We start from the raw sequence: 26407 nt of genomic DNA, 5'->3' as shown, positions 1-26407 counted from the left end.
AATTACTTTACCAAACAAAAGTTATGAAAACAAGCAATTATTATTATAATATTAAGGATTAATTGCTTTCACTTTTTCTTCTTCAAGGTATTCATTGACAATCTCTATGAACGCTTGAACTTGCTTTAATTGAAAATTCGCTTCATAGCCAATTAACCAAGTCCCTCTTGTAATAGGTTTATTATTATCATTAAATAATGGTATTCTTGATAGTGACTCATCAGCTTTTCTTAAGGCAATGGAAGGTAAGATACTATATCCAATGCCATTAAAAGAAAGCTGTTTACATGTTTCAATTTGATCTACAACAATAGTATTCTTAGGAGGCATTTGCAAATTCTGATGCCACCAAACTTGTATTTCTTCGTAATAGTTAGAATCACTTTTAAACTGGATAAACGGTCGATCAGTTAAGGCAATATCTTCTAACTTAGCAATTTCTCGATCCACTAAATAAAGTGGATCATCGAATAAATGCATTTTTATCCCTTTCCAATCAGATGCACCTCTTATGATACCGATATGCATATTATCCTCTGAAACTGATTTCATCATATCGCTGCTCCAACCAGTTACTAATGATACTTTTGCTTGTGGATAGCGCTCAACAAATCGTTTTAATACTTCTGGAAGCCAATTTTGTCCAACTATACTTGCGACAGCTATTTTTAATGTTCCATATACTTCTTCTTTAAATGCATGAATGGATTCTTTTACTTCTTCTTCTTTTTTTAATGTTTCCCTTGCAAATGTCGTTACTAATTCGCCAGCTGCAGTAAGAGAAAGGCCTCTTTGTGACCTAATAAATAACGGGGTTCCCCAGTCTTTCTCAATATTTTGCAGCCTTTGAGAAAGAGCTGGCTGGGTGACAAATAATCTCTCTGCTGCTTTGCGCATATTCATTTCCTGTGAAAGTACAGTTAATAGTTGTAATTCAGAAATCGTTGACATGACATTATCCTCATAAAATAAAAATTGTTATCAAAAGAGGGATACATCTCTAATGAAGAGGCAGACAAGAGCGGTAGCCGTAGATGAAGGAATATTACTTTTAGCGTTCATTTTGATTGAGTTGATGCAAATAAATATTAAGTCGCATTAGTATGGATCTTCTTGTTAAAATTCCATCAAAATAGCCATCGTCTGTTTCCACGCAAATAAAAGGATGGTCTACTAAATATTTTATCGTATGTAATACAGAACTATTGCTCTTCACTCTTGGTATTACCTTATTCATAATTGTTTCCACTTTTATTTCTTCAAGCTTCTCAAATTCAATTCTTTCTAAGCCTAATATGCTATCCATGATGAGCGGAGTGCTGACTAAGCCATGGAGTTTATAATGAGCATCTAATACTGGTATTGCTGAGTATCCACTTTTTGTTAAGACAAGCAGAGCGTGTTCTAAACTATTTCCTATCTGCACATGTGCTACTCGTTCAGATGGAATTAATAAGTCCTGTAAAGTAATGTTTAAAAACTCTTCGCTGTGCATACTTATCATAGCCGAAAACTCCTCACAAAATATATTTATATCTCATTTTATCATAGTTCTCGGCATTATGCTCTTTTAACCCTTACTCGTTTTTATATTCCTTACAAGCAGTTGACAATGTGGGCATCGAAAAATCACATTTTGATTAGATTGAGCAGTTAAGACATTTTCCAGTTTTTCTTCCTGTGAACATTCTGGACAAATAACCGTTGGCATCATGTTTATCACCTCAACCATTAGTATGGATTCTCATGTTTTTTTCATGTAGGAAATATTTTCAATCTTTAGAGCTTTTTATCCTAATATTGATTAAATTCTCCTGAATTACTAGCTGTAAGTACTAAAAACTAAAAAAACCTTCAGCAAAATGGACTGTTCCACCTTGCTGAAGATTTTTTTAAATAAGATTACTGAATTAAATCAAAAATCTCAATCGTAATCATATCAACATTATCAAATTGATATCTTTTTGGTTTTTCCTTGTCATTATATACTTCTAGTTCAAACGTCTCAGTTTTCGGATGAAATGTTACTTGACACTTTCTCTCTCCATTTACCTCAAAGAAACGTTGAGTTGGTTCTCCCCCAGTTGCCTGCTCTTGTAGATTTTTCAATCTTGTTAATATGCCTTGTAATTGTGACATGCTCTCTCTCCTTTCAAACAAACCTTTATTAAGCATAGGTTTCACTATTAGCATGTTTCTATACACTTTCTTCGTTTAATTTAGTTACAATTCGCCTCTTGTGTAAAATGCCAATACTAACAGAATAAAAGATTGTCGAGAGTTTGTCCAAGTAAAACTGAAAAAAACTCGGTGTTTTTTTATTATTTATTTCCTCTGAATATTCTTACCATTTCACAAATTAACATACACACTTTCCTTAGGAGCATAATTTCTTGCTAAAATGATGACAAGAAATTCTTTTATCACTCAAAAGAATTGCATGATAATAACTTTCTTTGTATGATTTTAGTTAAAGATAAAAGTAGGAGGAGCATTATGCATCAAATCACATTGTTTACTCAACCAGATTGTCCCCCTTGCGAATATTCAAAGCTATTCTTAAAAGAACATGGTTTTGATTTCGAAATGAGAGATATTCAAAAGGACCCTCATGCCAAAAAAGACTTAATAAAGAAATATCAATCTTTTTCCACTCCAACATTCGTAATTGATGGAACAGTCATTTATGGATTTGATTTGGAAAAGCTAAAGGAAGCTTTGAATCTTTCTTAATACTTATTGTGGCGTACAGCACCTAATGTGCGCCATAAACTTTAAAATGATTATATTAGAGATGATTTGTGTTGACATCATTATAGTTTTTATTCTCATTCTTTATATAAGTAACTTGATTATCAATGGAAAATAACGGCATATACACTAATGTACTATAGTTTTTTTCTTTACTCTTTAAAATGGACCTTACCTCTTTATCTGAAAACATATTTGTTATAAGCCATTTATTATTCAATTTTCTGATCAAAATCCCTTCATAAGAACCTTCATATACTTTTTCTCCAATAACAATTGGTTCATAATATTCATATAGGAGTATACTATTCTCTTCTTGTTCTACAAAAGTTTGTTCTGATAATTGATAAAAAGGTAGATAATATTTACCAAATTCATTACCATATGTAAAAAAGTTCCCTTGTTCTCCCTTCAGGTTTTCATTAAGAAATAAATAAATTAGTTTGTCTGAAAAATAAGGCGTTAAGATTTCTTCTATCTCCTCCATTTCTCTCGCTTCTTTACTTAATGATACTTGTGCCCGGAATGCCTTTTCTACAAAAGCGAATACTTCCTCTCTACTTGTCAAACGGCTGGCGGCGTCAATGGAATACGGAAAAACACTCCACATAGAAATAATCAATAAGATAAAGAAGCTTTTTTTCATCAAATCCTTCCCTTCTCTAATTGCTCTACCACTTCATTACTCTTCCATACCCTTTCTATTCCTAATAAAACAAGCTGAAGAGAAAATCTCTTCAGCTTGTTGTTAAGGAAGCAATAATTTCATTCGATCAAGATAATTATAGGATAAATCAATAAATAAATATTCTTTTGAATTTAACGGATAAGAATACGTCCTAACCGTTTCGCCGGTTTCAATATCACTGTATAGATCAGATAATATCCCTTTTTTTTCATTTCGCATCTTCATAATATTTTCTAAAAAATATGGTCTCCAACTCCAATTTTTATGTGCATATTCAGGTTGTATAAGCCAATCATTCTCATATTTAATAATATTGGCAGATTTCTGAAACCCATCTTCATCACAAACATACATTCGAAAAGCAGCCTCTGTTAACTCAGCTGACAATAATTTTAATAACTCTTCATAGGAAGAATATTTCTTGTATTTGACAAGCAATGCTTGTAATTGACCTTGAAACTCTTCTGTTAAATCATAAATCGTCGCTAATTTCTTCTTTTCTGAAAGGATAAATTCATGAAACATGTTTCTCAATGTTTCTTTTCTACTATTACGTTCAACGAAATTCTCCTCTGGATAATGTAAGTAATACCCTTGATAAAATCTTCCTCCATTTTTCCAAGCGAATTGAAGCTGATAAACCATCTCGATATTTTCAAATAATAAAGTAGCACCAATCTTTCGAGCAAGCATAGATAATGAATACAATACATCTTGATAAGTATGTGAGGTGGACGTAGACCGCAAAGCCAATAGATCAATTTTCAAAATATCAGGCCCTAAATCACTTAGACGGTCAAGATAACTGCTATCGCTTCCCATTTTATCAATCGCAATCTTTATACCATATGTGCGATAGTAAATTAGTAAATGATCTAAATGATCAAATTGTCCTTGATAATTTCTTTCGGATAGCTCTAGAACGATTCGATTCAGCTTGATACCTTTCCCTTCGTACTCCAATAAGGTATCTAAAAAGGCTTCTCCATCATCCTTCATCAGCATTTCAGCATCTCTATTGATAAAAAGCAATACGTCCTCATCAAGAGATAAAGCTTTATCTAAAGCTTTTGTCAAAATAACTTGATCTACTTCAAGCTTGTATTCATCTGGAATTCCTTCATCTGCAAAAAAGTCACCAAGACTTTCCGCTCCATCTTGCCCATTATATCTACCTAATACCTCATATCCAATAACCCGATGTTCATCAGCGCTAAAAATAGCTTGAAAATAAGGGATGACATTTTCTAAATCAGTCAAAATATCCAAAGCATCCATATTTTGATCGCCTCCCTATAAGAAAAGCAAGCTCCTTTGCATATCATAATTAAACTTTGTCAAATCGACGCTTTTCAAATAAAAAACCCCTATACTTAAATGGATTTATTAATTAGTTAGCAAAGGTTCTTCACTTTATATTAAGAAATTTAAATAAGCCTAATTATATCATATAAACTCCTAGCTTTCGAAATATTGATAGAAAATTCTTTCTATTCAACCCTATCATTATGGATGAAGTCTAAATTTGAATCAACTTAATTTAACCTTTTTGGTAATAATTTGCCCTCATATTTTGATGAGAATTTCGTATGATAACGTTAGGAGTTGGCAAGAAAGAGGCAGTCATATGCAGTTGTTGAAACTATTACTTTTGCTCGCTCCCTTTTTTGGTTCGGAGCAAGTTTGGGAATACTTCCATATTGATGACCATCCAAGACAAAAAAGCGAAATAGTAAGTCAAGTATCAAGCTCCTCTAATAAAATACTATTAGATGTTCCTTTGGTAAAACAAAATCCAGAATTACGATATGGATGTGAGGTAACAAGTTTAACCATGGTCTTAAATTATGCTGGTGTTAAAGTAACGAAAATGGACCTTTTTAAAGACATAGAGAAGGACTTAGATCCATTAGTCCGAAAAAACGGAAATATTATTAAATGGGGAGATCCTTCTACTGGATTTGTTGGAGATATGACTGGGAAAAAGGCTGGTTATGCTGTGTTTGATAGACCGATGGAAGACCTTGTTAACAAATTTTTACCTGAAAGAGCAGTTAATTTAACAAATTCCTCTTTTCATGACTTAGAGAAACATGTTGAGAATGGTTACCCAATTGTCGTATGGACGACAGGGGATTATCGTTTACCTGATAGATGGGAATCATGGGAACATAATGGAAGAACAATTAAAACGCCATTAGATTTACATGCAGTTGTTTTAGTCGGGTTCAGTAAAGAGCATGTTTACTTAAATGATCCCTTATCTGGTAAGAAAAACGTCAAGGTAAATAAAAAAAACTTTATTGACTCCTGGCATGCTTTAAAGTCAAGAGCAATTAGTTATCGGTAAAGCCAAAAAGTTTTTTTCACTTTAATATTGGTTAAAGCTGAATAACTCTTAGTGGGCTGACTGATTCCCTTTGTTATTTGCTGCAAGTAATAAGCAAGCAGCTTGAATACACTTTACTTTGTATGCGGGCAAACACCGGTATGAGTCTTCTTGACGCGCTTAGGATCGTGTATTCAGGCTGGCTTACTCTCCTCCCTATTATTCCTAATAAAAATCCAGTCCTTAACTATACACTTAAATTATAATGGCAAATTTGCCAACCATCCTTCCCTCCTAAAAGTTTATGTTCTCCGCTCATCAATCATGTTTAAAACTGCCTAAGAAATTGTTCTGCGTCTTCACAAGTCAATGGCTTTGAATAATAATAACCTTGTGCTTTCTGACAATTTGCCTTCTTTAAAAAATCTTCCTGATCTTTATTTTCGACACCTTCTGCAATTACTTCCATTCCTAAGTTTTGACCTAAGTGAATAATAGTGGTTGTAATGGCAGCATCCTTTGCGCTTGTCACAGCATCTTTAATAAAAGACTGGTCAATTTTTAACACATCGATGGGAAATTGCTTTATATAGCTAAGAGAAGAATAGCCGGTTCCAAAATCATCAACAGAAATAATAACACCCAACTCCTTTAAATTCCGCAAAATAGGAACTGCTTCTTTAATATTCTCCATAACCCCTTCTGTAATTTCCACTTCTAAGAGGAATGGCTGAATGTTATATTTTTTGATAGCCTCGCGAATCACTTCTACAAAATTAGGTTGTTGAAATTGCTTGGGAGAAATATTCACAGCGATTCTGACATCTAGATTGTAAAGTGACTTCCAAATTTTTATCTGCTCACACGCCGTTTCAATAACCCAATTGCCAATCGATATTATGAGACCCGTATCCTCCGCAAGGGGTATAAAGTCATTGGGAGCAACCAAGCCTAAGGAGGGACTCTCCCACCGTAATAGCGCTTCAAAGCTATTGAAAGTATAATTGTTCAAATCAATTTGCGGCTGATAATACAATTTCAGTTCATTCCTTTGAACAGCTTTTCGCAATTTTGTTTCAACTGATACTATATTAGTTAAAGCTGTTGTCATATCGGAACGATAAAATTGATAGTGTGCTTTGCCTCTTTCTTTTACTCGAAAAAGTGCCTCATCAGCATTTTTAATCAATATTTCAATATCTTCTCCATCCTGTGGATACATACTAATTCCTATACTGGGACTTATATAATATTCCTGAGAATCTAGATAGAAAGAATTAGCAAAGGTTGAAAGTATTTGTTGAGCAATACTTGCTACTTCTTGTCTATTCGTTTGCGAAAGAAGAATATTAAATTCATCTCCTCCTTGACGATACACATGGCATTTGTAATTATTAAACTCTAATAAGCGTTCCGCGACTTTTACAAGAATTTGATCGCCAACAATATGACCAAATGTATCATTAATATATTTAAATCTGTCTAAATCAATGGTCATTAAAGCGAAAGCAGCTTGGTCTGTTTCCGCTCTTTTTATTTCAAGGTTTATAGCCTCCATTAGAGCCCGTCTATTATAAAGTCCTGTCAGCTGATCATGAAAAGACATAAACTGAATCTTTTCTGCTGTCTTCTTCTTTTCTGAAATATCTCTTAAGATGACATAAATCCCCTTAATGGTATGATTCACTATAATAGGTACGAATTTCGAATGAACAGATAATTCGTTTCCATTTTTACTTATTAATTTACAATCAACTGATTGTGATGTTTTTGTCAGTTTACACTTTTTAAAACTACCATAAAAAAGTGTATTCTCCTCATCTATTAGATCATAAAGCGAAAAAATCGTTTTAGCTTCGTCACTAAAACCAATTAATTTCAACCCAGCAGGATTCACCTCCTGTATAACGCCATCTAAATTGACTGTGAGAACAGCATCTAAATTATTCTCTACTAATGAACGATATCGTTGTTCACTTTCATATAATAAAAGTTTTTCCTTGATGGATTCTGTAATATCTCTCGTTATAGAAACAATGTATTTCACCTCATCTTTATCATCCTTTATAGGCGTTAAAACAGATTCTGCATAGATAAGCTCTCAATCATTAAGCTTGATTTGATCTGTATAACTATGATTTTCCTTCCTCTTACACACTGTAGAATATTCCTTTTGTAATCTAGCAGATATGTACGCAGAATTAACATCTTGGATTTTTTTCCCTATAAAGTTGATTGGTAATTTAGCGAACAAGAATGCAGCTTCATTTACAAAAATATAGCGAAAAATTTCCCCTTTCTCTACTTTCATGATAAAGACCATATCTTTAATATACATAAAAATAATTTCAAAAATAATATTCTCTATATTTGATTTGGATTGAGCGATTATTTTCTTACTTGTGCTATTCTCATTATATTTGTCCATCCATCTCATTCCTTACATGCAGCAATATAATAATTTGTTCTAAAAAAATGTACACAACCTATCAACTTTTCTTTTACTACTATTATCGGCATGTGAATCCATTTCTGTACTCAAATAGATAAAAAATTATGTCTATTCTTAAAATAAAATTTATCTTAACCTTGCTTCAGGAGCACACTTGATAGACAAGATATTTCTTTTTTATTTCCTTCTTTCGCAAAAAATAGTATAATAACTTGTACTAAACAATAGAAGGGAGAGTTAAAACAATTGAATAAGCAGCAACAATATCCGCCGCCAATACAACCTACTGTTGTAAATCTTCTTCAAGCAATCTCAGTTGTAAACCGTCATGCAAAAACTGCTCCAAACCCAAAGTTTTTATATAAATTAAAGCATGACAGTTTACATAAACTATTAGCAGAAGGAAAAGCAAAGAAAATCGGTCTACACTTCTCAAATAATCCAAAATATAGTCAACAACAATCAGATTTATTGATTGCGTGTGAAAACTATACATTTCATTTGCCTCCGACTAAAAAGGATTTTGAGGAATTGCCACATTTAGGATCTCTCAATCAAAGTATTCGAAATCCCAAATCTACTCTTTCCTTAACACAGTCTAAAAAGCTTTTATCCACTTATACTGGATTAAAAGAAGATACGCCACCTAATCATTCAATCCGCAAAAAGAAATACCAAAAGCCTGTTTTTAAAAAACTTGGTGAAAGCTATTAATTTTTAATGTACCTTGAATGAAAACGGTAATCCCCTCGATTATATCAACTAAAAGAGAGCAATTAATACTATAATGCAGCTAGGATACATTTCACCTAAGAAACAGCCACCCCATACATAAGTTGGAATGATGGGGTGGCTGTTTTACGGTATAAAAAGGGTGTTTCAAAAAATATTGTTACGTAAACCGTAACCCGAATAATAATATTTTATTTACGGCTATCTTAATGTTTGTTTAGTCTCCACACATATAACTTATGATAAGGTAATACTATAAAACTATTTTAAAGGAGAGGTATTATGCGTAAATTTGGTATTAATTATGAATATAAACAGACGGAGAAAAAAAACGGAGACAGGCTCATATCTGTAAGGGATATTGGCGAAAATGCCCTTCTAGAAGTTGAGAAAAAGGGTAATATGGTAGAAATCATTACTAATTGGCAAAACTTTAAAACAACTAAATACTCCCTACCAGTAGAACTATTTGAGAAAATACATAAAGATATTATGCAAAATAATAATGCATAATATAATGCTTGATTTGAATATAAAATAGTGAAAAGAATTTATTTGTAAAGAGGCTCCAGGAAATAATACAGGTATAGCCCATGAAAAGTGAAGTGTATTTAAGTCTGTGGTATTTACCACAAGCCTTCTTTCCTAAAAAGAATAAAAACCCAACCAATTATACGAAATCTTTATTAACCTCTCCGTATAATTGGTTGGGTCACCCATGTGCCAGTCTCTCAAAGTAGTTCTTAAAGACAAAGGAAGCTGGATTCGCTTCCCTTCTCTTAAGCAAAAAGGCAACTCCCATGCAGACTGCTAATTCATCAGCATTTATAATATGATGTTATCGATAATATGAATTAATTCATTAATCTCAGGTTTACTTACTTGAGCATTTGCTCCTACTACTTGACCTTTATGTCTTAAATCATCTGTGATTAACGAAGAAAATATAACAATTGGCAATGTTGCTAAGTTAGGATTGTCCTTTACTACTTTTGTTAAATGATGTCCATCCATTTGCGGCATTTCTATATCGGTAATCATTAATTGAGCCACTTCTTCAACCGAATGACCATCCTCTATAGTTTTTGTTAAATAGGCTAAAGCTTCACGCCCATTTTCGAAAAAGGTGATCTCCTGAAATCCAGCAGCATTTAAAGTATCTTCTAATAATTTTCTTAACAGGGCAGAATCTTCCACAACAATTAATTTCTTGTCACTTCTTTTTCTATCACCTAATTTTTTTACTTGTTGAACATTGATTCCCGACTCCGGATTAATATCAACAACGATTTTTTCAAAATCTAATAATAAAATCATTTCTCCCTTTAATTTTACTACTCCGATAATCTGGCTGTCCGTTCCATAGTACGTTTCAGATGGTTTTTCAATGTTTTCCCATGATATTCGATGAATTTGTGTTACATTATGAACATGGAAAATTATTTTTGTTTTATTAAATTCAGAAACAATATATTTGTCCTTTTCAGGAGTATCAGAAGGAGGATAACCAAGTACATTTGCAAGATTAACAACAGTTAATACTTCTCCCCTTAACTCCATAATCCCCTCTATATATGGGTGTGCGTGTGGGATTGGCGTGATTGGCACTGGATTAATGATTTCTTTAACCTTAATCACATTGATTCCAAAATGGTTCTTTCCTACGCTGAATTCTACAATTTCTAATTCATTTGTTCCCGTTTCTAAAAGTATCCCTTTATCATTTTTCATTTCTGTTTGTCCTTTCGCTCGCCTAAAAATTCACTTATTTAGCCAGACTACATCAAATTATTTATACCTATCTTTTATATCGGACTTTTTATCTACTCTTAAAGTAAGGCTCTTTAAATTTCCTAAATTTTGAGGTGAAGAAAAGTTATTCTACAACCTATAGTATTTTTAGTATCCATTTTTTTGCAAAAAAGGCTAATAAAAAGCTATTCATGAAAGAACAATATGAAAATATTCCACCTTCTCACGGAATATTTGCTTTTGTTAGCATTCATAAACAGCTTCGTTTTCCTCTTCTATTTGGAAGGAAGAAATCTTTTTTCCATCAGTCTTCCTTTATACGTGCATGAATCACTAATCCGATAATAGTTAGAATGATTAAAGAACTTAGCGCAAATCTACTTGCAATATTACCGTACTCAGCAAAAACCAATGTAATTGTCCCATATATTAAAGGACCGATAATAGATGATACTTTTCCAGAAAAAGCAAACAAACCAAAAAATTGTCCTCTTTTCTCTTCTGGGGTAATTTCAACGATATAGGTTCTTGTTGTTACCCACATACTTCCAAGCGCCACTCCAAATAAACTGCCAGCTACCCAGAATAACCCTTCATTTTTAGCAAGCGTTGCAATAATAATCGCAATAACTAACAGTATCCCCACATAACGAACAGCTCTGTATGCACCAACACTTTTCGTTATATATCCAAAAACAAAGGAACCAATAATACTTGCAATGGTTGACACAAGATAAAGAACAATAAATTTACCAGTATCTAATCCAATAACCGCATTGGCATATGCAGACATCGTCGCAATAGTAGTGGCTAATGCATCATTTAGAAAAAAGTAAGCAAGCATAAAGGTGAAAATTTTCCGATAACTTTTCATTTGTTTAAAAGTTTCTATTATTTCTCGATATCCAGAAAGAACAGATTGTTTTTGGATATTTTCTTTTGGTGTATCTTTAATGAAAAAAAATAATGGCAAGGATAAAAGTAAAAAAAGAATACCAGTTGGAATAAAGGATTGATTATATGCCCCTTCATCTATAAAGAGATAAACAGTTAATCCAATCAGTGTTCCAATATAACCGATGGCTACACCAAATCCAGAGATTAATGGAATCTGTTCCTTTGTTCCTAAATCAGAAATCATCGTATCATAGAACACTAAGCTAGAATGATAAGTAAATTTAGATAAAACAAAAAAGAGGATAACAAGTGCTAAGGATATCGGAATTCCAAATATTTGTTGTGTAGACGGGATAAAAGAGAAAAACCCCATAGCAATGGTTCCAAATACAGTTAATAATGTTAAAATAACAATATATTTTTTCTTTTTTCCAGTTCGATCCATCATTACGCCAAATAATGGTGTAAAGATAACTAACAGAAAGCTTGCTAATGCATTCGCATATGTAATAAAAGTCGAAGCAATCTGTTTGGTTACTTCATTCGAACCAACCATATCTTGTAAATACAAGGGGAAAAAGATTGTATTAATATTAGACGAAAAAATAGTATTAGCCGCATCATAAAGGGCCCATGATATTATGGGCAAAGTAAAATATAATGCCAACCCTCTTTTTTTCATTTCTGTTTTATTGGTTATCGGTTCCATCTATCAAGCTCTCCTCTCAAATAGCGGGTATGTAGCGATAAAATAACATACTCCTGTTTGTTTCCCTTAAGAACCATTTGGCTTATCCATAATGTTTGTCGTCTCACTCACATTATAGATAAGCCCACAGAGTTTATGAATTATTTTCTTACAACAATGGAACCTACAATTAAATCATGTAACGCTTGTTTTTTCTCCGTGAACGCTGCCAAAATAAAGCCAATTAATAAAATTCCTGAAAGGAGACTTGATACTATGTATCTTCCTAAACTTCTCCAGAAAGAAAGCTTATTTCCTTTCAAATCCTCTACCTTTAAACCTAATAATTTCTTTCCAATTGTCGCTTGCCATTTAGAAGCATGAAACAGTGAATAATAAAAAAGACTAATAAACATACATACTGCCATCGTTCCAAAAAAAGCGGTCATTATGGAGCCTAATAGAGATAAAATTTCAGAATCAGATAATGCATTTATACTTGCTGGATCCAACAATAATTCATTAGGTATTTCCATTGAACTGATAAATAAAGCAAAAATGATATTAGAAAAAAATAATAAAGGAATACCTAAAATGACACTATCGATTGCCCATGCTCCAAAACGAATCCAAAATCCTGCATATTGAGGATGATTTTCCTTTTCTTCTATTTGTATAGTTGTTACCATTTATTTTCCCCTCCTTCTAATATGATAAATGGTATTTATTTTCTAAACAACCTTTTTTATGAAATGACTGGTTGAATTACAATTAATAAACATTAGAAAAACCATCCTGCTTCTTTGCTTAAAAAGTTCATAAAATGTTTATTTGTTTTTTTCTAATTTGTGAAATATCAAACAAAAACCTAGACGATTTTATGTTATTAGAATACGCTAATAGTGTAAGTTGTGAAGGAAGAAAACCGTAAATTATTTAACTAATTAAAGAGAGGACGAGTACACAATGAAGGGTACTGCAATTCTTTTTCACGAAGACTTAACGGTAACTTTTCTAGAAAATATCGATTTAGAGATATGGAAAAACACAGATAAAATGGACAATCGGAAACAGCCTTTAGAAAATCATCTGAATCAATCAAACCATGAACAACTTTTATTAATGGAGGAAGACGTTGATTGGGATTATGGTTACTAATTAAATATATATTAGAGCAAGCTTGGAGCAGGGATAGATTCTTCTATACCCTGCTCTTTTTATTTGTTTATGTATTTAAAACAATCATCGCTTTTGATATCATAATAGAATACGTTACGATAGGAGACTTGTTATGGAACATTTAATCAATAAAAAAGTTAAAAATATTGAGATTTCTGGTATCAGAAAGTTCGCTAATATGGTCGCTGGAAAAAAAGGAATGGTTTCTTTAACCATTGGCCAGCCCGATTTTCCTACTCCACTACATATTAAAGAGGCAGCAAAAACCTCCATTGATGAAAACTATACTTCCTATACACATAATGCTGGAGACCTTGCGTTACGGGAAGCGGCATCTCAATTTGTAAATACAAAATATAATCTTTCTTATGATCCTTCCAAAGAAGTGATTGTTACCGTGGGAGCTAGCGAAGCTATTGATGTTACATTTCGAACGATTCTCGACGATGGAGTGGAGGTCATCCTGCCAGGACCTGTATATCCTGGATACGAACCAATTATTCGTTTATGTGGTGCGATTCCTGTGCATGCTGATATTCGTCATACGTCTTTCCGCTTTACAGCTGAGGTCATAAAAAAATATATCACGGAAAGAACAAGATGTATCGTCTTACCCTATCCATCAAATCCAACAGGTGTCAGCCTAACAAAAGAAGAAATCAAGGAGATTGCAGCCCTAATTAAAGGAAAAGATATCTTTATTTTAGCCGATGAAATATACAGTGAATTATTATATGATCAAGAGCATGTATCCATTGCTCAATATCTACGCGAACAAACTATTGTGATTAATGGTCTTTCTAAATCACATAGCATGACTGGATGGAGAGTTGGTCTATTATTTGCTCCTTCCTATCTTTGTCAACAAATCCTTAAAGTCCATCAATATAATGTAACTTGTGCCTCTTCAATCTCGCAAAAAGCGGCATTAGAAGCTTTAACTGTTGGTATTAATGATGCAGCACCTATGAGAGAAGATTATCAAAGAAGAAGAAAATATGTGTATGATCGCTTGTCCTCTATCGGATTGGATGTAGTCATGCCAGATGGGGCGTTTTACTTCTTCATAAAAGTTCCAACAACTAAATTGAATTCTTTTGATTTTTGCCTTGATCTAGTCGATAAAGTAAATCTAGCGGTTGTTCCTGGAAGTGCTTTTTCTGAATTAGGGGAAGGATATTTTCGAATTTCCTTTGCCTATTCTATGGAAACATTGGAAGAGGCATGTAATCGATTAGAGGAATATATAAAACTACATCTAGCAAAATAAAAAACAGCTTCTAATCTTGGCTTTCACCGATTAGAAGCTGTTTTTTCAATCCCAATATTTATATAAAGCTTGTGTTCCGCTCTCATCTTCTCCTTTTGCTGACAAGCGGCTGTACAATGTTTCCGCAAGAGATAATCCTGGTGTTTCCATTTGCATTTCCTCTGCTTCTTTAAGGGCAATTCTCATATCTTTTATAAAATGCTTGATATAAAATCCTGGTTCAAAATCCCCTTTTATCATTCTAGGTGCTAAATTACTTAAGGAAAAGCTCCCCGCGGCTCCGCTTGAGATACTCTGCAATACTTTTTCAGGATCTAGTCCCGCTTTTTGCGCATAAACGATAGCTTCACTTACACCAATCATTGTAGAAGCAATGGCAATTTGATTACACATTTTCGTATGTTGACCAGAACCTGCAGACCCTTGATAGACAATATTAGTGCCCAGTATCTCGAATAGAGGCAGAAGCTGTTGGAAAACCGCTTCTTCCCCACCTACCATAATGGATAACTTTCCTTCTCTTGCCCCTACATCTCCACCACTTACAGGGGCATCTACTGCATATATATTTTTCTTTTTCGCCTCTTCATATATTTTCTTAGCAAGACTAGGAGTGGAGGTGGTCATATCGATTAAATATGTATTTTCTTTGGCATTGTTAATTAATCCTAGTTCTCCTAAATATATTTCCTCTACATCTTTTGGATAACCAATAATTGTAATAATGACATTTGCTTTTAAAGCAATTTCATAGGGACTGTCTGCCCATTCTGCTCCAGCAGCTACTAGTTCGTCTGCCTTTGCTTTCGTACGGTTATACACCATAACAGGATATCCTGCATGCAATAAATGGCTTGCCATACTTTTTCCCATTACACCAGTACCAATAAAACCAATTATAGTTGTTTCTTTCGCCAACATCCGATCCTCTCCCTTTTTTGGCAAATAACTTTCTTTTTCTAATAGTATCATGAAAGCATGTATAATTCTTCTATATAAGATTGAAAACTGCTAATAGAAAAAAACTACCCAATATCCCAATCTTTCTAAACCAATTGGATAATACTAGGTAGTTTTTTCTTTTACTTATTACGTAATACCCGCACAAGAAGCATTTTCATTATTTCCATTGCTATTACTGCTCCGATGGCCAATCCAGCTGCAATTAACCATTCATTTAAGCCAAAGGAATCAGGAATGGCGAACACTTCTCTAGCAAAAGGCAGGATAGTAACTAAATAAAGTAAGAAACAAATACCTACTGCTCCTAATACATATTTATTAGAAAATAATCCGACTCCAATGATTGTTTGGGTGCTAGAACGCGCAGCAAAGGTTTGCAAGGAACGAGAAAGGATTAACGTGGTAAAAGCCATCGCTACTCCTAATTCATCTGAATGCTGTAAACCAATATAATGAGAGATAATTACCGCAATCCCAATTAATACCCCTCTTACAACAACCGCCCGAAGCGTCCCACCTGCAAAAATTCCTTCTTTGACGTCTCGAGGTTTTCGCTTCATTACACCAGGCTCTGATTTCTCCATTCCAAGAGCAATGGCTGGTAAGGAGTCATTTACTAAGTTTATAAATAATAATTGTAATGCTGTAAAGGGATTTGCCCATCCTGCAATCACTGCAAACAAGATCGCTATAATAGCGCCGAAGTTCCCTGCAAACAAATAGCCAATTGATTTTTTGATATTGTCAAAAACAGTTCTTCCTACTCCTACAGCATTTACAATCGAAACAAAGTTATCATCCGTAAGAATCATGTCAGCTGAATCTTTGGCAACATCTGTCCCGCTTCCCATTGCAATACCGATGTCTGCCTGTTTTAATGCTGGCGCATCATTAACACCATCACCTGTCATAGCAACAATTCGATTTTTCTTTTGCCAAGCTCGCACAATGCGAATTTTATTTTCTGGAGAAACACGTGCATAGACAGAAATTTGTTCTAATTTTTGATTCAGTTCTTCTTCTGATAATGCATCTAATTCTTGGCCCGTTAAAGCAATATCATTATCCTCCATCAAGCCGATTTTACGACCAATGGCTTGTGCGGTAGTTTTATGATCTCCTGTAATCATTACTGTTCGAATCCCCGCATCTTTTGTTTGCTCAATCGATCCATAAACAGCTTCACGTGGTGGATCCATCATCGCCGTTAAACCAACAAGGATGAGTTCCGATTCATCTTCTTCCGTTATAATTGTCTTATCTTCAAGTACATGCTTATATCCATATGCAAGAACTCTTAAAGCTTGATTGGAAAAATCCTCATTAGCCTCCTGCAGTTTCTTTAACCATTCATTTGTAAAAGGTTCTTCCCTTTCATTTACTAATATTTTTGTCGCCCGGTTAAACATAACATCTGGGCCACCTTTTACAAGCATGAAACGTTTATTATCAATGGTATGAATCGTAGACATTAGTTTGCGATCCGAATCAAACGGTAATTCTGCTTCTCTCGGATATCTAGAGCGAATTTGTTCATAATTTCTTTTACCATCATTATAAAAGTTAATAAGCGCTACTTCTGTGGGATCTCCCACTTCTCTATTTTCTTTATTAATGTACGAATCATTACATAATACAGCTATATTTAGTAAAAAAGTTTCTGAATGATTCCATTGGGAAGGATCTGGTGGTAAATGTTCTCTTTCTCCTTCCGGTATAAAATAATCGGTTACAGTCATTTTATTTTGTGTCAGTGTTCCAGTTTTATCTGTACATATCACACTGGTAGAACCTAGCGTCTCGACTGCAGGCAATTTTCGTATAATAGCACTCTGTTTTGCCATTTTATTGGTTCCAACCGACAAGACAATGGTTACAATAGATGATAAAGCTTCTGGAATAGCCGCTACGGCTACGGCTACGGCAAATAGTAACGCATTAAGAATAGAAGTTGTAACATCAACATTTCCATCTCCTAACCATATCCTTAATGCTTGAATAGCAAAAATAAGAATAGATAAGAGAAGTATTCCTACTCCTAATTTTTTACTAAATTCTGCAAGCTTCTGTTGTAATGGTGTTTGCTTTTCCTCTGCTTTATTAAGCATATCAGCAATTTTACCAATTTCCGTTTTTTCCCCAGTGCCGGTTACAACAAAGATCCCTCGGCCATAAACGACTAGTGAACTACTGTATACCATATTAATCCGGTCGCCAAGTGCTGCTTCCTCGTCTATTACTTTTTCTTGTTTTTCAATAGCTTCTGATTCCCCTGTTAACATTCCTTCGTTTACTTTCAGAGAACCACTTTCTAAAATACGTCCATCTGCGGGGATAAAATCACCAGCTTCTAGAAAGACGATATCTCCTGGAACTAACTCCCGTGCAGGAATGGTGATATTGGTATTATCTCGCCTTACTTTTGCCTCCGGTGCGCTCATATTACGCAAAGCATCTAAAGAACTTTCTGCCTTTTTTGTTTGAATCACACTAATAACAGAATTTAGCAATAACACTAAAAAGATAATAAGAGATTCTACAAATTTACCCATGATTAATTGGATAATAATTACTAGTAATAAGACAATAACCATTGGGTCTTTAAATGTTTCTAAAAAGAGCTTCCAAGTTGGTACTTTTTCTTTATCTTGAAGCTCATTGTAACCCTCATTTTCCAAAATTTCTTTTACTTTGTCTGTTGATAGTCCTTGTTCAGATGACTGTAAATTTTTTAATACTGCTTCTTTATCCTTTTGATAAAATTCCACGTGACTTTATTCAACTCCTTATTGTTCCGCCTTATTAACTCCTTTTTTGACAATGATGAAATGGAACAAATAAACTGTTCTCTGTTCATATGTATAGTGGCATACTTCTATTTAAAACCCCTTCCCATTATTTAATTTCTATAAACCTGTCTAAAAAAACAATAGAATATTTGTATTTTGCCTCCGTCTTTCCTTTTCATGTATGGATGAAACGTTAAAGATAGGCAAAAAAAAAACTGACTAGAGTCATCTAGTCAGTTCAAATAAGGGGAAAATGAGAATAGCGTTAAGCTAACTTGTAAAAAGAGCTTATGCTATTTTTATTTATACCCACTATTTTTAAGGATAAACCTGTTTATTTAAGAAAGTTTTGCAGCAGCTTTAACTGCTTCCATAACTTCTTCCGTTGTAGACATTTGTAATGCTTTTTCTGCTAACTCTTCCATTTCTGCTTTAGAAAGATTTAGAATTTGTGATCTTGCTTTTAAGATGGATGTAGCACTCATAGAGAATTCATCTAAGCCTAATCCTAATAATAAAGGAATAGCCGTTTCATCTCCTGCCATCTCTCCACACATACCTGCCCATTTACCTTCTTTATGTGCTGCATCAATAACCATTTTAACAAGACGCAGAATAGAAGGATTGTATGGTTGGTAAAGGTATGAAACGCGTTCGTTCATACGGTCTGCAGCCATTGTATATTGGATTAAATCATTTGTTCCAATGCTAAAGAAGTCAACTTCTTTCGCAAATTGATCTGCAAGCACTGCTGTAGAAGGAATTTCCACCATGATTCCTAGTTCGATTTTGTCTGCAACTTTAACGCCTTCAGACACTAAATTAGCCTTTTCTTCTTCTAAAAGAGCTTTAGCTGCGCGGAATTCATTTAATGTAGCAATCATTGGGAACATGATTTTTAGATTTCCATATGAGCTTGCACGCAGCAATGCTCTTAATTGCGTACGGAAAATATCTTTCTCCTCTAAGCAAAGACGAATTGCACGGAAACCTAAGAATGGGTTCATTTCTTTTGGCAGATCTAAATAAGGTAATTCTTTATCTCCACCAATATCTAATGTACGAACAACAACTGGCTTCCCTTTCATGCCTTCAAGAACAGCTTTATAAGACTCAAATTGCTCATCTTCTGTTGGAAGCTGATCTCTTCCCATGTATAAGAATTCTGTACGATATAAACCGACAGCTTCTGCACCGTTATTCGTTACCCCTTCTAAATCATTAGGTGTACCGATATTTGCTGCAAGTTCAACATGAACACCGTCAGAGCTTACTGTTTGTTCATTCACTAACTTAGCCCATTCTGCTTTTTGCTGTTCATATTGCTCAGCAACTTTTTTATAGCTTTCGACTACTTCAGGTGTTGGATTAACATGGATTTCTCCTTTTAATCCATCAACAATGACTAAATCGCCATTATTAATTTCTTCTGTTGCTTTTTTTGTCCCTACAACAGCAGGAATTTCTAAAGAACGAGCCATGATAGCTGAGTGAGATGTTCTTCCACCAATATCTGTTGTGAATCCCTTAACAAATTGACGGTTAAGTTGTGCAGTATCAGATGGTGTTAAATCTTCTGCAACTACAACTACTTCTTCAGAAATCATACTTGGATTTGCTAAATGTACGCCTAAAAGGTGAGACATTACACGTTTTGTTACATCACGAATATCTGCAGCTCTTTCTTGCATATACTCGTTATCCATTGATTCAAACATCGTAATAAACATGTCTGTTGTTTCTTTTAATGCAAATTCTGCGTTTACTAGATCTGTTTTAATTTTGTCTTCAATAGGTGCAATTAATTCTGGATCACTTAATACTAATAAATGCGCTTCAAAAATAGCAGCTTTATCTGCACCAAGCTCTTTATTAGCTTTTTCACGAATAGCTTCTAATTCTGATTTCGCTTTATTTAAAGCTTCTTGAAAACGAGAAATTTCACTTTCTGCATTTTCCACACTAGTCTTTTCAAAAGAAAGATCTGGTTCAACTAGGCGATAAGCTTTAGCAATGGCTATTCCACTAGATGCAGCAATTCCTTGTAAAAAACTCATTATTCTGCCAAACCTTCTTTATTTAAAGTTTCTTGTAATCCATTAATTGCTTCTTGTTCGTCGTTACCTTCAGCAATAATTTTAATATCAGCACCTTGAGCAATACCTAATGACATAACACCCATAATCGATTTAAGATTCACTTTTTTCTCTTTATATTCTAATTGAATATCTGAATCAAACTTGCTAGCAGCTTGTACTAAAAGAGTCGCCGGTCTAGCATGAATTCCTGTATCTGCAATAACTTTAAATTGTTTTTCTACCATAATAAAATCATTCTCCTTTATCGATTAAGTTATAAGATGTTAACATAAGCTAAACTTTTCAAACTTAAACAACCTTAATTATAAACCAACAATTGTTTATCATAAATAATATATAATTTATATATTACAATTGTAAACTGAAAGCTATGTATTTTGTCGAAAAAAAATTAATTGTCTATGCACACAAACTTTCTTTACAACCATTTATAGCATCTTCTAAAAAGATGAGAACATGTAAGATAGTGTTCAAAATAGGCAGGTAATTTAAGTTTTTGAAAAAGACATCTCAAATGAAAGAATAGCATTTCTTTGTTATATAGACAATCAAAATTTACTAAACGACAAAAAATAGTTAACTTTATGGGGAATTTTAGGGGAATTAGTCCATTTTGGGATTAATTCCTGTTTTATAAAATCCCCATATTATAAACTTTTATTCAGTTACGGATTTGCATAGAAACCAATATAAACTGAAAAATATATTGCATTATCTCCTTAAACAAGCTTAAATATTATTAAAACTTTCATGTTACGTAAATTCTATGTAAACATTATTAAGATGTACTTAGAATGGAAACTAAATCGTTATCAAGATTAATGCCATTTTTCTACAAACATTAATGCTTTAACTGGATCATGGACTAAAGTGAGGAGAATTATGAGATACAACCGGAAAGAATCTTTTCGATATCAATTAACTGATTTTATAGATGCTACATTTACTGTAAAAGTTGACGAAGCTACTCTTTCTAGTAAAGGTCATGCTTCTATAAATAATATAAGCCCCAATGGGTTACGTTTTCGAACAGAATATGACTTACCAGCTGATGATACACGATTACTTTTACAACTACAGTTCCCTCTAAATGGAAGGGAAATAGTAATGCCTGGTCATATATCGTGGAAGAAAAAGATCGGGAACCTATATGAATATGGCTTTGAAGGGACAGGAACTCCGGAAGCCAAGCAGCAGATCATCAGGGGACTGAAGGAACTTTCACGAATAGAGAACGAAGATACACCTCAATAGCACAAGTAATAGATTTTCGTTTACATCTATTGACAAACCCCGCTTATAAAAAAGCGAGGTTTGTTTGTATGCACTATGTATACTATAGAAACGATTTATTTCAACAGTTTAACTTCTCGGTTCATCCATATATTTATATGTAACATCTCCTCCTATTTCGGCAATTCCTTTAAAATGTTTGAAATCTTCCCTCTTTACTAATTCTGATCGGAATGCAAGAAAATCTTCTTTTTTCACTCGATAGCTTTCTATTTCTCTCTTCATTAACTTATCTAAAATTTCTTCGACTATTTCTTTATTCATCCATTTCACCAATTAACCTTTCCATTATTTTTTTGACCATATTTTAAATTACTTTTTGACTTTAAGTAAAGAATTCTGCATAATTCCTTTTTATGGAACTATTTCTGATATTATTATGTATAATTCTACTAATTATGTTATAATATCATCTAATATCAGAAAAGTGTATGCATTTTAATCATCAAGGATAGTCGAATAATCGGTTATTCGAGAAAATGGTTCCTTATACCACTTTCTTTTCACATAAAATACATAATTTTTCGATAAACCAGCGTTTCCCTATTAATGAAGGAGAATTAATTATTTAGTAACAAGCATTAAACCTATTTCAAAAAAGTTAGTAACACACATTTTATTCATATTTTCATAGTATATATTTAGTAAGTTTATATACTTATATGTTTACGAATAAGTTCGAAGTAGTGAAAACTATATTCAGAATTTATATAAATTTTGGAATGATAAGGAGAGATTGTGCGTGAAAATAGCTGAGGTTGGAAATATTATTGAATTTAGAGGCTTGCAAGGCATTGTAGAAAAAGTAAATGAAAATTCAGTTATTGTTGATTTGACTTATATGAGTAATTATCGCGATTTAGAGCTAGAGCAAAGAACTGTTGTTAACCATAAAAATTATCGTATCATAAAATAATCAAGAAACCTAAAAAAGAAGTCAGATTGGGAATTTCCCCACTTATTGACTTCTTTTTTGTATGCGCTTTACACCTAACTTCTATATTATAAAGAAGAGACTACTCTACTGCTAATTCCTTTTTCGTTTTTACTTTTCCATGCGGCTTTTGTTTCTGCTTACGTACAGTCCATTCTCTTTCTTTTTCGCTCTGCGCTTTTGACACTTTTCTCACCTCCATCCTTTCCGTTTTATCATGAACAGTATTTCGTTTTTTATCCATTTCTTTCTTAACGTTTTAAGACTTATTCTCCCCCATCTAAATGACACTATGTTTGCAAATATTCTGTTGACCACTTGATAAAAAACTGTTAACATCACATTATATTTCTTAAATAATTGCATGCTATGAATGTTATGGATCAAACTATAACAGGAGCAGCTTCTGGAGAGACCGTTCTGTAAAAAAACGGCACCGAAGGATTCACAATCTCAGGTAAAAGGACAGAAGATCAACCAATACATACTTAAAGTTATCATGTCCTGGTTCTTCTTATCCTTTTAAACAGATTGGTGTCTCCAATCTGTTTTTTTCATACATTCTTCCCTACTCTTTTATTTAAGATGTAAAACAATAGGAAATTATGAGGTGAAATGATGGTTCAACAACGTCGCGCAGTTGTCAGCGTAATTGGAAAAGATCAAATCGGGATTATCAGTAAGGTTACAACAATCCTTTCTAATAATCACATCAATATCCTAGATATAAGTCAAACCATTCTCCAGGATTTCTTTACGATGATGATGCTCGTAGATATCACTGATAAAGAAAACTTAGATAACTTAACAAAACAGTTTGACGAACTAAGCGAGCAACTTCATTTAAAAATAAATATCCAATTAGAAGAAATCTTCCAATCTATGCACCGCGTTTAAGAAAAGAGGGTCCAATAATGAAAATTGCATTAAATGAAATGATGGAAACAATCAACATGGTACAGATGGAGAATCTTGATATTCGTACTGTGACAATGGGAATCAGTCTTTATGATTGTGCTGATTCTGATTTCCAAAAATTAAATGATTCTGTATACAAAAAAATTACAACTTATGCAAGCAAATTAACAGAAGTAGCAAATGCGGTAGAAAAGGAGTATGGAATTCCTATTATTAATAAGCGGATTTCCATCACCCCTATTGCCGAAATACTTGGAAATAGTTCAGTAGAACAGGCTGTAACGCTTGCCAAAACCCTAGACAAAGCAGCAAAAGATTTAAATGTAGATTTCATTGGTGGATATTCTGCTCTTGTTCATAAAGGGATTTCTAAAGGGGATCAAACATTATTAGACGCTCTCCCAGAAGCACTTTCTGTTACGGAACGTGTTTGTTCTTCTGTCTCTGTTGCTACGACAAGAACAGGAATTAATATGGATGCTGTCAAACAAATGGGAGAAATTATCAAAAAAGCAGCAGAAAATACGAAAGATACAAATGGTTTAGCTTGCGCTAAGCTCGTTGTCTTCTGTAATCCTGTGGAGGATAATCCCTTCATGGCAGGTGCTTTCCATGGAGCTGGTGAAGGAGAAGTTGTTATCAATGTAGGGGTTAGTGGTCCTGGAGTCGTTTTAAGTGCACTAAAAAAATATCCTGCAGCAGATTTAGGCGAAGTATCAGATATCATCAAAAAAACAACCTTTAAAATTACTCGTGCTGGTGAATTAATAGGTCGTGTCGTTGCGGAACGATTAAACGTGCCTTTCGGTATTATGGACCTATCTCTTGCTCCAACAAACGCTATTAACGATAGTGTTGCAGAGATATTAGAAGAAATCGGCTTAGAACGAGTTGGAACTCATGGCACTATTGCTGCCCTCGCCTTAATGAATGATGCAGTAAAAAAAGGTGGTGCAATGGCAAGCAGCTATGTGGGCGGATTAAGCGGAGCCTTTATTCCAGTGAGCGAAGACAATGGAATGATTAAAGGAATTTTAGACAATAGCTTAACCCTGTCTAAATTAGAGGCAATGACATGTGTCTGCTCTGTTGGCCTTGACATGATTGCTCTTACTGGAGATGTTACAGCTGCTACTTTATCTGCCATAATTGCCGATGAAGCAGCCATTGGGATGATTAATAAAAAAACAACAGCTGTTCGCGTTATTCCTGTTCCAGGGAAAAAAGAAGGAGAAATCGTTGAATTCGGCGGATTATTAGGTCGAGCACCTGTTATGGGTGTCAATCTATATAGCTCTGATAAATTAATTAATCGTGGTGGACGTATTCCATCTCCTCTACAAGCTTTAATTAATTAGTATTATATACTGGACAAGAAGTATCCCTATCTTTTCCTGAGCAATAGGGAACTTCTTGTCTTGCTATTCATCATTTTGGTATGGGCTTTCTCCATAAGAATAGTAAGAAAACTAAACTTATATATCCAAATATAGGATATAAAAAGGATAATAGCGTACCATATTGGACGTAACTAATTAGATAAGAAATTAAAATAATTCCTCCAATTATAACCATGCTTGGTAAAGGAATAAAACTGCGCAACTGCCTCTCTAATCCATAGATATTCCCAATAACAGAACTGAAAATTTCTCCATAAATCACTAATATATATACCCATGAAAGCTGAGGAGCCAAATTTTTCATAATGACAGCCATCGGAATGGAATACCGGTAAACATCTGATAGCATAATAAGAGAAAAATGACTAGATATTAAAATAAGCATTAAAGCGATTCCACCTAATATCCCTCCCCATTTTGCCACTTCTTCATCGCCGATTTCAGAGGCAGCAGGTACTAGAACCGCAATGGCCAAAGCTAAATTTAAAGCAGTATACGAAAATGGAGAACTGATCGTTTTCCATGAAATATTCTCCATCTGAAATATCTCACCAAAAAACCCAGGCAAAGATATAGAAAGTAGAAATAAAATAAAACTAAAAGTAATCATAATAGGTACAACAAAAGTGTTTACAGCAAACAATCCCTTTGTACCAACTCTCATAACAAGTAAGGAAAGAATAATAGTAAAGATGACACCAGTGCTTTTATTCAGCCCAAGCTGCTCTTCAAATACAGCACCCGCTCCTGAAAACATCACGGCGCAAACACCTAAAAGCATTAATAATAATAGAAAGTTAATCATGTTTCCAACAATGTTACCAAACAAGTAAATGGTAAATTCTTGATAGGAAGATGCCTTTATTTTGACAGATATCCTCATTAATTTTGCTCCGAAATAGGCAAAAATAATCCCGCTTAACAGTATCCCTAAAAAGCCGATAAATCCATATTGTGAAAAGAACACCACTATTTCTCTCCCTGTCGCAAAGCCAGCACCAACTACAGTGCCTACATAAACTGCCGCAAGCTGAATTGCAGCACTCCATTTATTTTTCACATATTTCCCTCCTTACATCAACTATATGTAGAAATGGACAAACAATGACGAGCATTTTAGCCTATTAAAAATTTATTTTATCCATGACGTTTAACCCTTTTAAAATAGGAAAATTGGTATAGACACAAAGAAATTTCCTATATACATAAATTTCTAAATTTTATTTTGAAGCAAAATACTTGAAAGTCAAAAAAGGTCAAAGTATAATCATAA

The 26407-nt window shown here is 33.7% G+C and carries 27 protein-coding genes and 1 riboswitch; of the genes, 10 read left to right on the top strand and 17 right to left on the bottom strand.

What is annotated here, in order from left to right:
- Positions 1-51 precede the first annotated feature (51 nt).
- The 3 genes from NX902_RS09000 to NX902_RS08990 all read right to left on the bottom strand — a co-directional run bounded on the left by NX902_RS09000 (position 52) and on the right by NX902_RS08990 (position 2139).
- Positions 52-951, bottom strand: coding sequence for a LysR family transcriptional regulator (locus NX902_RS09000; RefSeq protein ID WP_095329040.1), 900 nt, complete (start codon positions 949-951; stop codon positions 52-54).
- Positions 952-1051: 100 nt separating this feature from the next.
- The gene (gene cbpB, locus NX902_RS08995; RefSeq protein WP_095329039.1) at positions 1052-1504 is read right to left on the bottom strand and encodes a cyclic-di-AMP-binding protein CbpB; all 453 of its coding nucleotides are present in this window, start codon (positions 1502-1504) and stop codon (positions 1052-1054) included.
- Between the two features lie 398 nt (positions 1505-1902).
- Positions 1903-2139, bottom strand: a complete 237-nt coding sequence (locus tag NX902_RS08990; protein ID WP_016200943.1) for a YkuJ family protein — start codon at positions 2137-2139, stop codon at positions 1903-1905.
- A 357-nt stretch (positions 2140-2496) separates the two neighbouring features.
- Between NX902_RS08990 and NX902_RS08985 the strand changes: the two genes are divergently transcribed.
- A complete protein-coding gene (locus NX902_RS08985) occupies positions 2497-2733 on the top strand; it encodes a glutaredoxin family protein (RefSeq protein WP_095329037.1) in 237 nt (78 codons plus the stop codon).
- 55 nt (positions 2734-2788) lie between these two features.
- On the opposite strand, the gene NX902_RS08980 is transcribed toward NX902_RS08985, so the two are convergent.
- A complete protein-coding gene (locus tag NX902_RS08980; RefSeq protein ID WP_123257401.1) occupies positions 2789-3397 on the bottom strand; it encodes a DUF3993 domain-containing protein in 609 nt (202 codons plus the stop codon).
- A 102-nt stretch (positions 3398-3499) separates the two neighbouring features.
- Positions 3500-4717: an EAL domain-containing protein gene (locus tag NX902_RS08975; protein WP_163188179.1), complete on the bottom strand. Its 1218-nt coding sequence runs from the start codon at positions 4715-4717 to the stop codon at positions 3500-3502.
- A 349-nt stretch (positions 4718-5066) separates the two neighbouring features.
- Here NX902_RS08975 and NX902_RS08970 point away from each other — a divergent pair, with 349 nt between their 5' ends.
- Entirely contained in the window at positions 5067-5789 is a 723-nt protein-coding gene (locus tag NX902_RS08970; protein WP_123257399.1) for a C39 family peptidase, read from the top strand.
- A 307-nt stretch (positions 5790-6096) separates the two neighbouring features.
- On the opposite strand, the gene NX902_RS08965 is transcribed toward NX902_RS08970, so the two are convergent.
- Positions 6097-7815: an EAL domain-containing protein gene (locus NX902_RS08965; protein ID WP_341160694.1), complete on the bottom strand. Its 1719-nt coding sequence runs from the start codon at positions 7813-7815 to the stop codon at positions 6097-6099.
- A gap of 54 nt (positions 7816-7869) precedes the next feature.
- Complete coding sequence (locus NX902_RS08960) at positions 7870-8196, bottom strand: hypothetical protein (RefSeq protein ID WP_341160693.1); 327 nt, start codon at positions 8194-8196, stop codon at positions 7870-7872.
- 270 nt (positions 8197-8466) lie between these two features.
- On the opposite strand from NX902_RS08960, the gene NX902_RS08955 reads away from it, so the two are divergent.
- Both NX902_RS08955 and NX902_RS08950 read left to right on the top strand, forming a co-directional pair.
- Positions 8467-8934: a YkyB family protein gene (locus tag NX902_RS08955; RefSeq protein ID WP_095329033.1), complete on the top strand. Its 468-nt coding sequence runs from the start codon at positions 8467-8469 to the stop codon at positions 8932-8934.
- Between the two features lie 300 nt (positions 8935-9234).
- Complete coding sequence (locus tag NX902_RS08950) at positions 9235-9465, top strand: hypothetical protein (RefSeq protein ID WP_217279723.1); 231 nt, start codon at positions 9235-9237, stop codon at positions 9463-9465.
- Positions 9466-9777: 312 nt separating this feature from the next.
- Here the strand turns inward: NX902_RS08950 and NX902_RS08945 are convergent, their stop codons facing one another.
- The 3 genes from NX902_RS08945 to NX902_RS08935 form a co-directional block, all read right to left on the bottom strand.
- Positions 9778-10683 (bottom strand): chemotaxis protein, encoded by a 906-nt coding sequence (locus NX902_RS08945; protein WP_095329032.1) that lies wholly within the window; start codon positions 10681-10683, stop codon positions 9778-9780.
- Positions 10684-11008: 325 nt separating this feature from the next.
- On the bottom strand, positions 11009-12310 hold the full coding sequence (locus NX902_RS08940) for an MFS transporter (RefSeq protein ID WP_095329031.1): 1302 nt from the start codon (positions 12308-12310) through the stop codon (positions 11009-11011).
- Positions 12311-12450: 140 nt separating this feature from the next.
- Positions 12451-12978: an RDD family protein gene (locus NX902_RS08935; RefSeq protein ID WP_341160692.1), complete on the bottom strand. Its 528-nt coding sequence runs from the start codon at positions 12976-12978 to the stop codon at positions 12451-12453.
- A 277-nt stretch (positions 12979-13255) separates the two neighbouring features.
- Between NX902_RS08935 and NX902_RS08930 the strand changes: the two genes are divergently transcribed.
- Positions 13256-13447: a hypothetical protein gene (locus NX902_RS08930; protein WP_341160691.1), complete on the top strand. Its 192-nt coding sequence runs from the start codon at positions 13256-13258 to the stop codon at positions 13445-13447.
- Positions 13448-13580: 133 nt separating this feature from the next.
- Positions 13581-14738, top strand: coding sequence for an aminotransferase A (locus tag NX902_RS08925; RefSeq protein WP_123257398.1), 1158 nt, complete (start codon positions 13581-13583; stop codon positions 14736-14738).
- 45 nt (positions 14739-14783) lie between these two features.
- On the opposite strand, the gene NX902_RS08920 is transcribed toward NX902_RS08925, so the two are convergent.
- The 4 genes from NX902_RS08920 to NX902_RS08905 form a co-directional block, all read right to left on the bottom strand.
- Complete coding sequence (locus NX902_RS08920) at positions 14784-15659, bottom strand: NAD(P)-dependent oxidoreductase (protein WP_095329050.1); 876 nt, start codon at positions 15657-15659, stop codon at positions 14784-14786.
- 161 nt (positions 15660-15820) lie between these two features.
- The gene (locus NX902_RS08915) at positions 15821-18469 is read right to left on the bottom strand and encodes a cation-translocating P-type ATPase (RefSeq protein WP_341160690.1); all 2649 of its coding nucleotides are present in this window, start codon (positions 18467-18469) and stop codon (positions 15821-15823) included.
- Positions 18470-18828: 359 nt separating this feature from the next.
- Positions 18829-20547: a phosphoenolpyruvate--protein phosphotransferase gene (ptsP, locus tag NX902_RS08910; RefSeq protein ID WP_095329026.1), complete on the bottom strand. Its 1719-nt coding sequence runs from the start codon at positions 20545-20547 to the stop codon at positions 18829-18831.
- Positions 20547-20813: a phosphocarrier protein HPr gene (locus tag NX902_RS08905; protein WP_016200927.1), complete on the bottom strand. Its 267-nt coding sequence runs from the start codon at positions 20811-20813 to the stop codon at positions 20547-20549. The genes ptsP and NX902_RS08905 overlap by 1 nt, the downstream gene beginning before the upstream one ends.
- Before the next feature lie 658 nt (positions 20814-21471).
- Between NX902_RS08905 and NX902_RS08900 the strand changes: the two genes are divergently transcribed.
- Positions 21472-21843 (top strand): PilZ domain-containing protein, encoded by a 372-nt coding sequence (locus tag NX902_RS08900; protein WP_123259640.1) that lies wholly within the window; start codon positions 21472-21474, stop codon positions 21841-21843.
- A 108-nt stretch (positions 21844-21951) separates the two neighbouring features.
- Here the strand turns inward: NX902_RS08900 and NX902_RS08895 are convergent, their stop codons facing one another.
- Positions 21952-22146, bottom strand: a complete 195-nt coding sequence (locus NX902_RS08895; RefSeq protein WP_095329024.1) for a hypothetical protein — start codon at positions 22144-22146, stop codon at positions 21952-21954.
- A gap of 478 nt (positions 22147-22624) precedes the next feature.
- Between NX902_RS08895 and NX902_RS08890 the strand changes: the two genes are divergently transcribed.
- Positions 22625-22798, top strand: a complete 174-nt coding sequence (locus NX902_RS08890) for a YkvS family protein (protein ID WP_095329023.1) — start codon at positions 22625-22627, stop codon at positions 22796-22798.
- A gap of 100 nt (positions 22799-22898) precedes the next feature.
- Here NX902_RS08890 and NX902_RS08885 read toward each other — a convergent pair whose 3' ends face one another.
- The gene (locus NX902_RS08885) at positions 22899-23060 is read right to left on the bottom strand and encodes a DUF6254 family protein (RefSeq protein WP_204259935.1); all 162 of its coding nucleotides are present in this window, start codon (positions 23058-23060) and stop codon (positions 22899-22901) included.
- A 152-nt stretch (positions 23061-23212) separates the two neighbouring features.
- A riboswitch (glycine riboswitch) is annotated at positions 23213-23295 on the top strand.
- Between the two features lie 139 nt (positions 23296-23434).
- Between NX902_RS08885 and NX902_RS08880 the strand changes: the two genes are divergently transcribed.
- Both NX902_RS08880 and NX902_RS08875 read left to right on the top strand, forming a co-directional pair.
- Positions 23435-23713, top strand: a complete 279-nt coding sequence (locus tag NX902_RS08880) for an ACT domain-containing protein (protein WP_031534154.1) — start codon at positions 23435-23437, stop codon at positions 23711-23713.
- 17 nt (positions 23714-23730) lie between these two features.
- Entirely contained in the window at positions 23731-25092 is a 1362-nt protein-coding gene (locus NX902_RS08875; RefSeq protein WP_163188195.1) for a PFL family protein, read from the top strand.
- A 70-nt stretch (positions 25093-25162) separates the two neighbouring features.
- Here the strand turns inward: NX902_RS08875 and NX902_RS08870 are convergent, their stop codons facing one another.
- Positions 25163-26194: a YkvI family membrane protein gene (locus NX902_RS08870; protein WP_095329021.1), complete on the bottom strand. Its 1032-nt coding sequence runs from the start codon at positions 26192-26194 to the stop codon at positions 25163-25165.
- Positions 26195-26407: the final 213 nt, after the last annotated feature.

Origin of the sequence: Niallia sp. FSL W8-0954, from assembly GCF_038005605.1 — a bacterium.
Taxonomy (GTDB): domain Bacteria; phylum Bacillota; class Bacilli; order Bacillales; family Cytobacillaceae; genus Niallia; species Niallia circulans_A.
Note: the sequence above shows the minus strand (reverse complement) of the source record. Positions and strands in the feature narration are given on the sequence as shown.

Coding starts and splice junctions, on each gene's coding strand:
- NX902_RS08895 (WP_095329024.1), bottom strand. CDS start 22,146: ATGAATAAAGAAATAGTCGAAGAAATTTTAGATAAGTTAATGAAGAGA.
- NX902_RS08980 (WP_123257401.1), bottom strand. CDS start 3,397: ATGAAAAAAAGCTTCTTTATCTTATTGATTATTTCTATGTGGAGTGTT.
- NX902_RS08940 (WP_095329031.1), bottom strand. CDS start 12,310: ATGGAACCGATAACCAATAAAACAGAAATGAAAAAAAGAGGGTTGGCA.
- cbpB (WP_095329039.1), bottom strand. CDS start 1,504: ATGATAAGTATGCACAGCGAAGAGTTTTTAAACATTACTTTACAGGAC.
- NX902_RS08975 (WP_163188179.1), bottom strand. CDS start 4,717: ATGGATGCTTTGGATATTTTGACTGATTTAGAAAATGTCATCCCTTAT.
- ptsP (WP_095329026.1), bottom strand. CDS start 20,547: ATGAGTTTTTTACAAGGAATTGCTGCATCTAGTGGAATAGCCATTGCT.
- NX902_RS08990 (WP_016200943.1), bottom strand. CDS start 2,139: ATGTCACAATTACAAGGCATATTAACAAGATTGAAAAATCTACAAGAG.
- NX902_RS08960 (WP_341160693.1), bottom strand. CDS start 8,196: ATGGACAAATATAATGAGAATAGCACAAGTAAGAAAATAATCGCTCAA.
- NX902_RS08875 (WP_163188195.1), top strand. CDS start 23,731: ATGAAAATTGCATTAAATGAAATGATGGAAACAATCAACATGGTACAG.
- NX902_RS08935 (WP_341160692.1), bottom strand. CDS start 12,978: ATGGTAACAACTATACAAATAGAAGAAAAGGAAAATCATCCTCAATAT.
- NX902_RS08945 (WP_095329032.1), bottom strand. CDS start 10,683: ATGAAAAATGATAAAGGGATACTTTTAGAAACGGGAACAAATGAATTA.
- NX902_RS08920 (WP_095329050.1), bottom strand. CDS start 15,659: ATGTTGGCGAAAGAAACAACTATAATTGGTTTTATTGGTACTGGTGTA.
- NX902_RS08880 (WP_031534154.1), top strand. CDS start 23,435: ATGGTTCAACAACGTCGCGCAGTTGTCAGCGTAATTGGAAAAGATCAA.
- NX902_RS08905 (WP_016200927.1), bottom strand. CDS start 20,813: ATGGTAGAAAAACAATTTAAAGTTATTGCAGATACAGGAATTCATGCT.
- NX902_RS08885 (WP_204259935.1), bottom strand. CDS start 23,060: ATGGATAAAAAACGAAATACTGTTCATGATAAAACGGAAAGGATGGAG.
- NX902_RS08925 (WP_123257398.1), top strand. CDS start 13,581: ATGGAACATTTAATCAATAAAAAAGTTAAAAATATTGAGATTTCTGGT.
- NX902_RS08985 (WP_095329037.1), top strand. CDS start 2,497: ATGCATCAAATCACATTGTTTACTCAACCAGATTGTCCCCCTTGCGAA.
- NX902_RS08900 (WP_123259640.1), top strand. CDS start 21,472: ATGAGATACAACCGGAAAGAATCTTTTCGATATCAATTAACTGATTTT.
- NX902_RS09000 (WP_095329040.1), bottom strand. CDS start 951: ATGTCAACGATTTCTGAATTACAACTATTAACTGTACTTTCACAGGAA.
- NX902_RS08950 (WP_217279723.1), top strand. CDS start 9,235: ATGCGTAAATTTGGTATTAATTATGAATATAAACAGACGGAGAAAAAA.
- NX902_RS08930 (WP_341160691.1), top strand. CDS start 13,256: ATGAAGGGTACTGCAATTCTTTTTCACGAAGACTTAACGGTAACTTTT.
- NX902_RS08970 (WP_123257399.1), top strand. CDS start 5,067: ATGCAGTTGTTGAAACTATTACTTTTGCTCGCTCCCTTTTTTGGTTCG.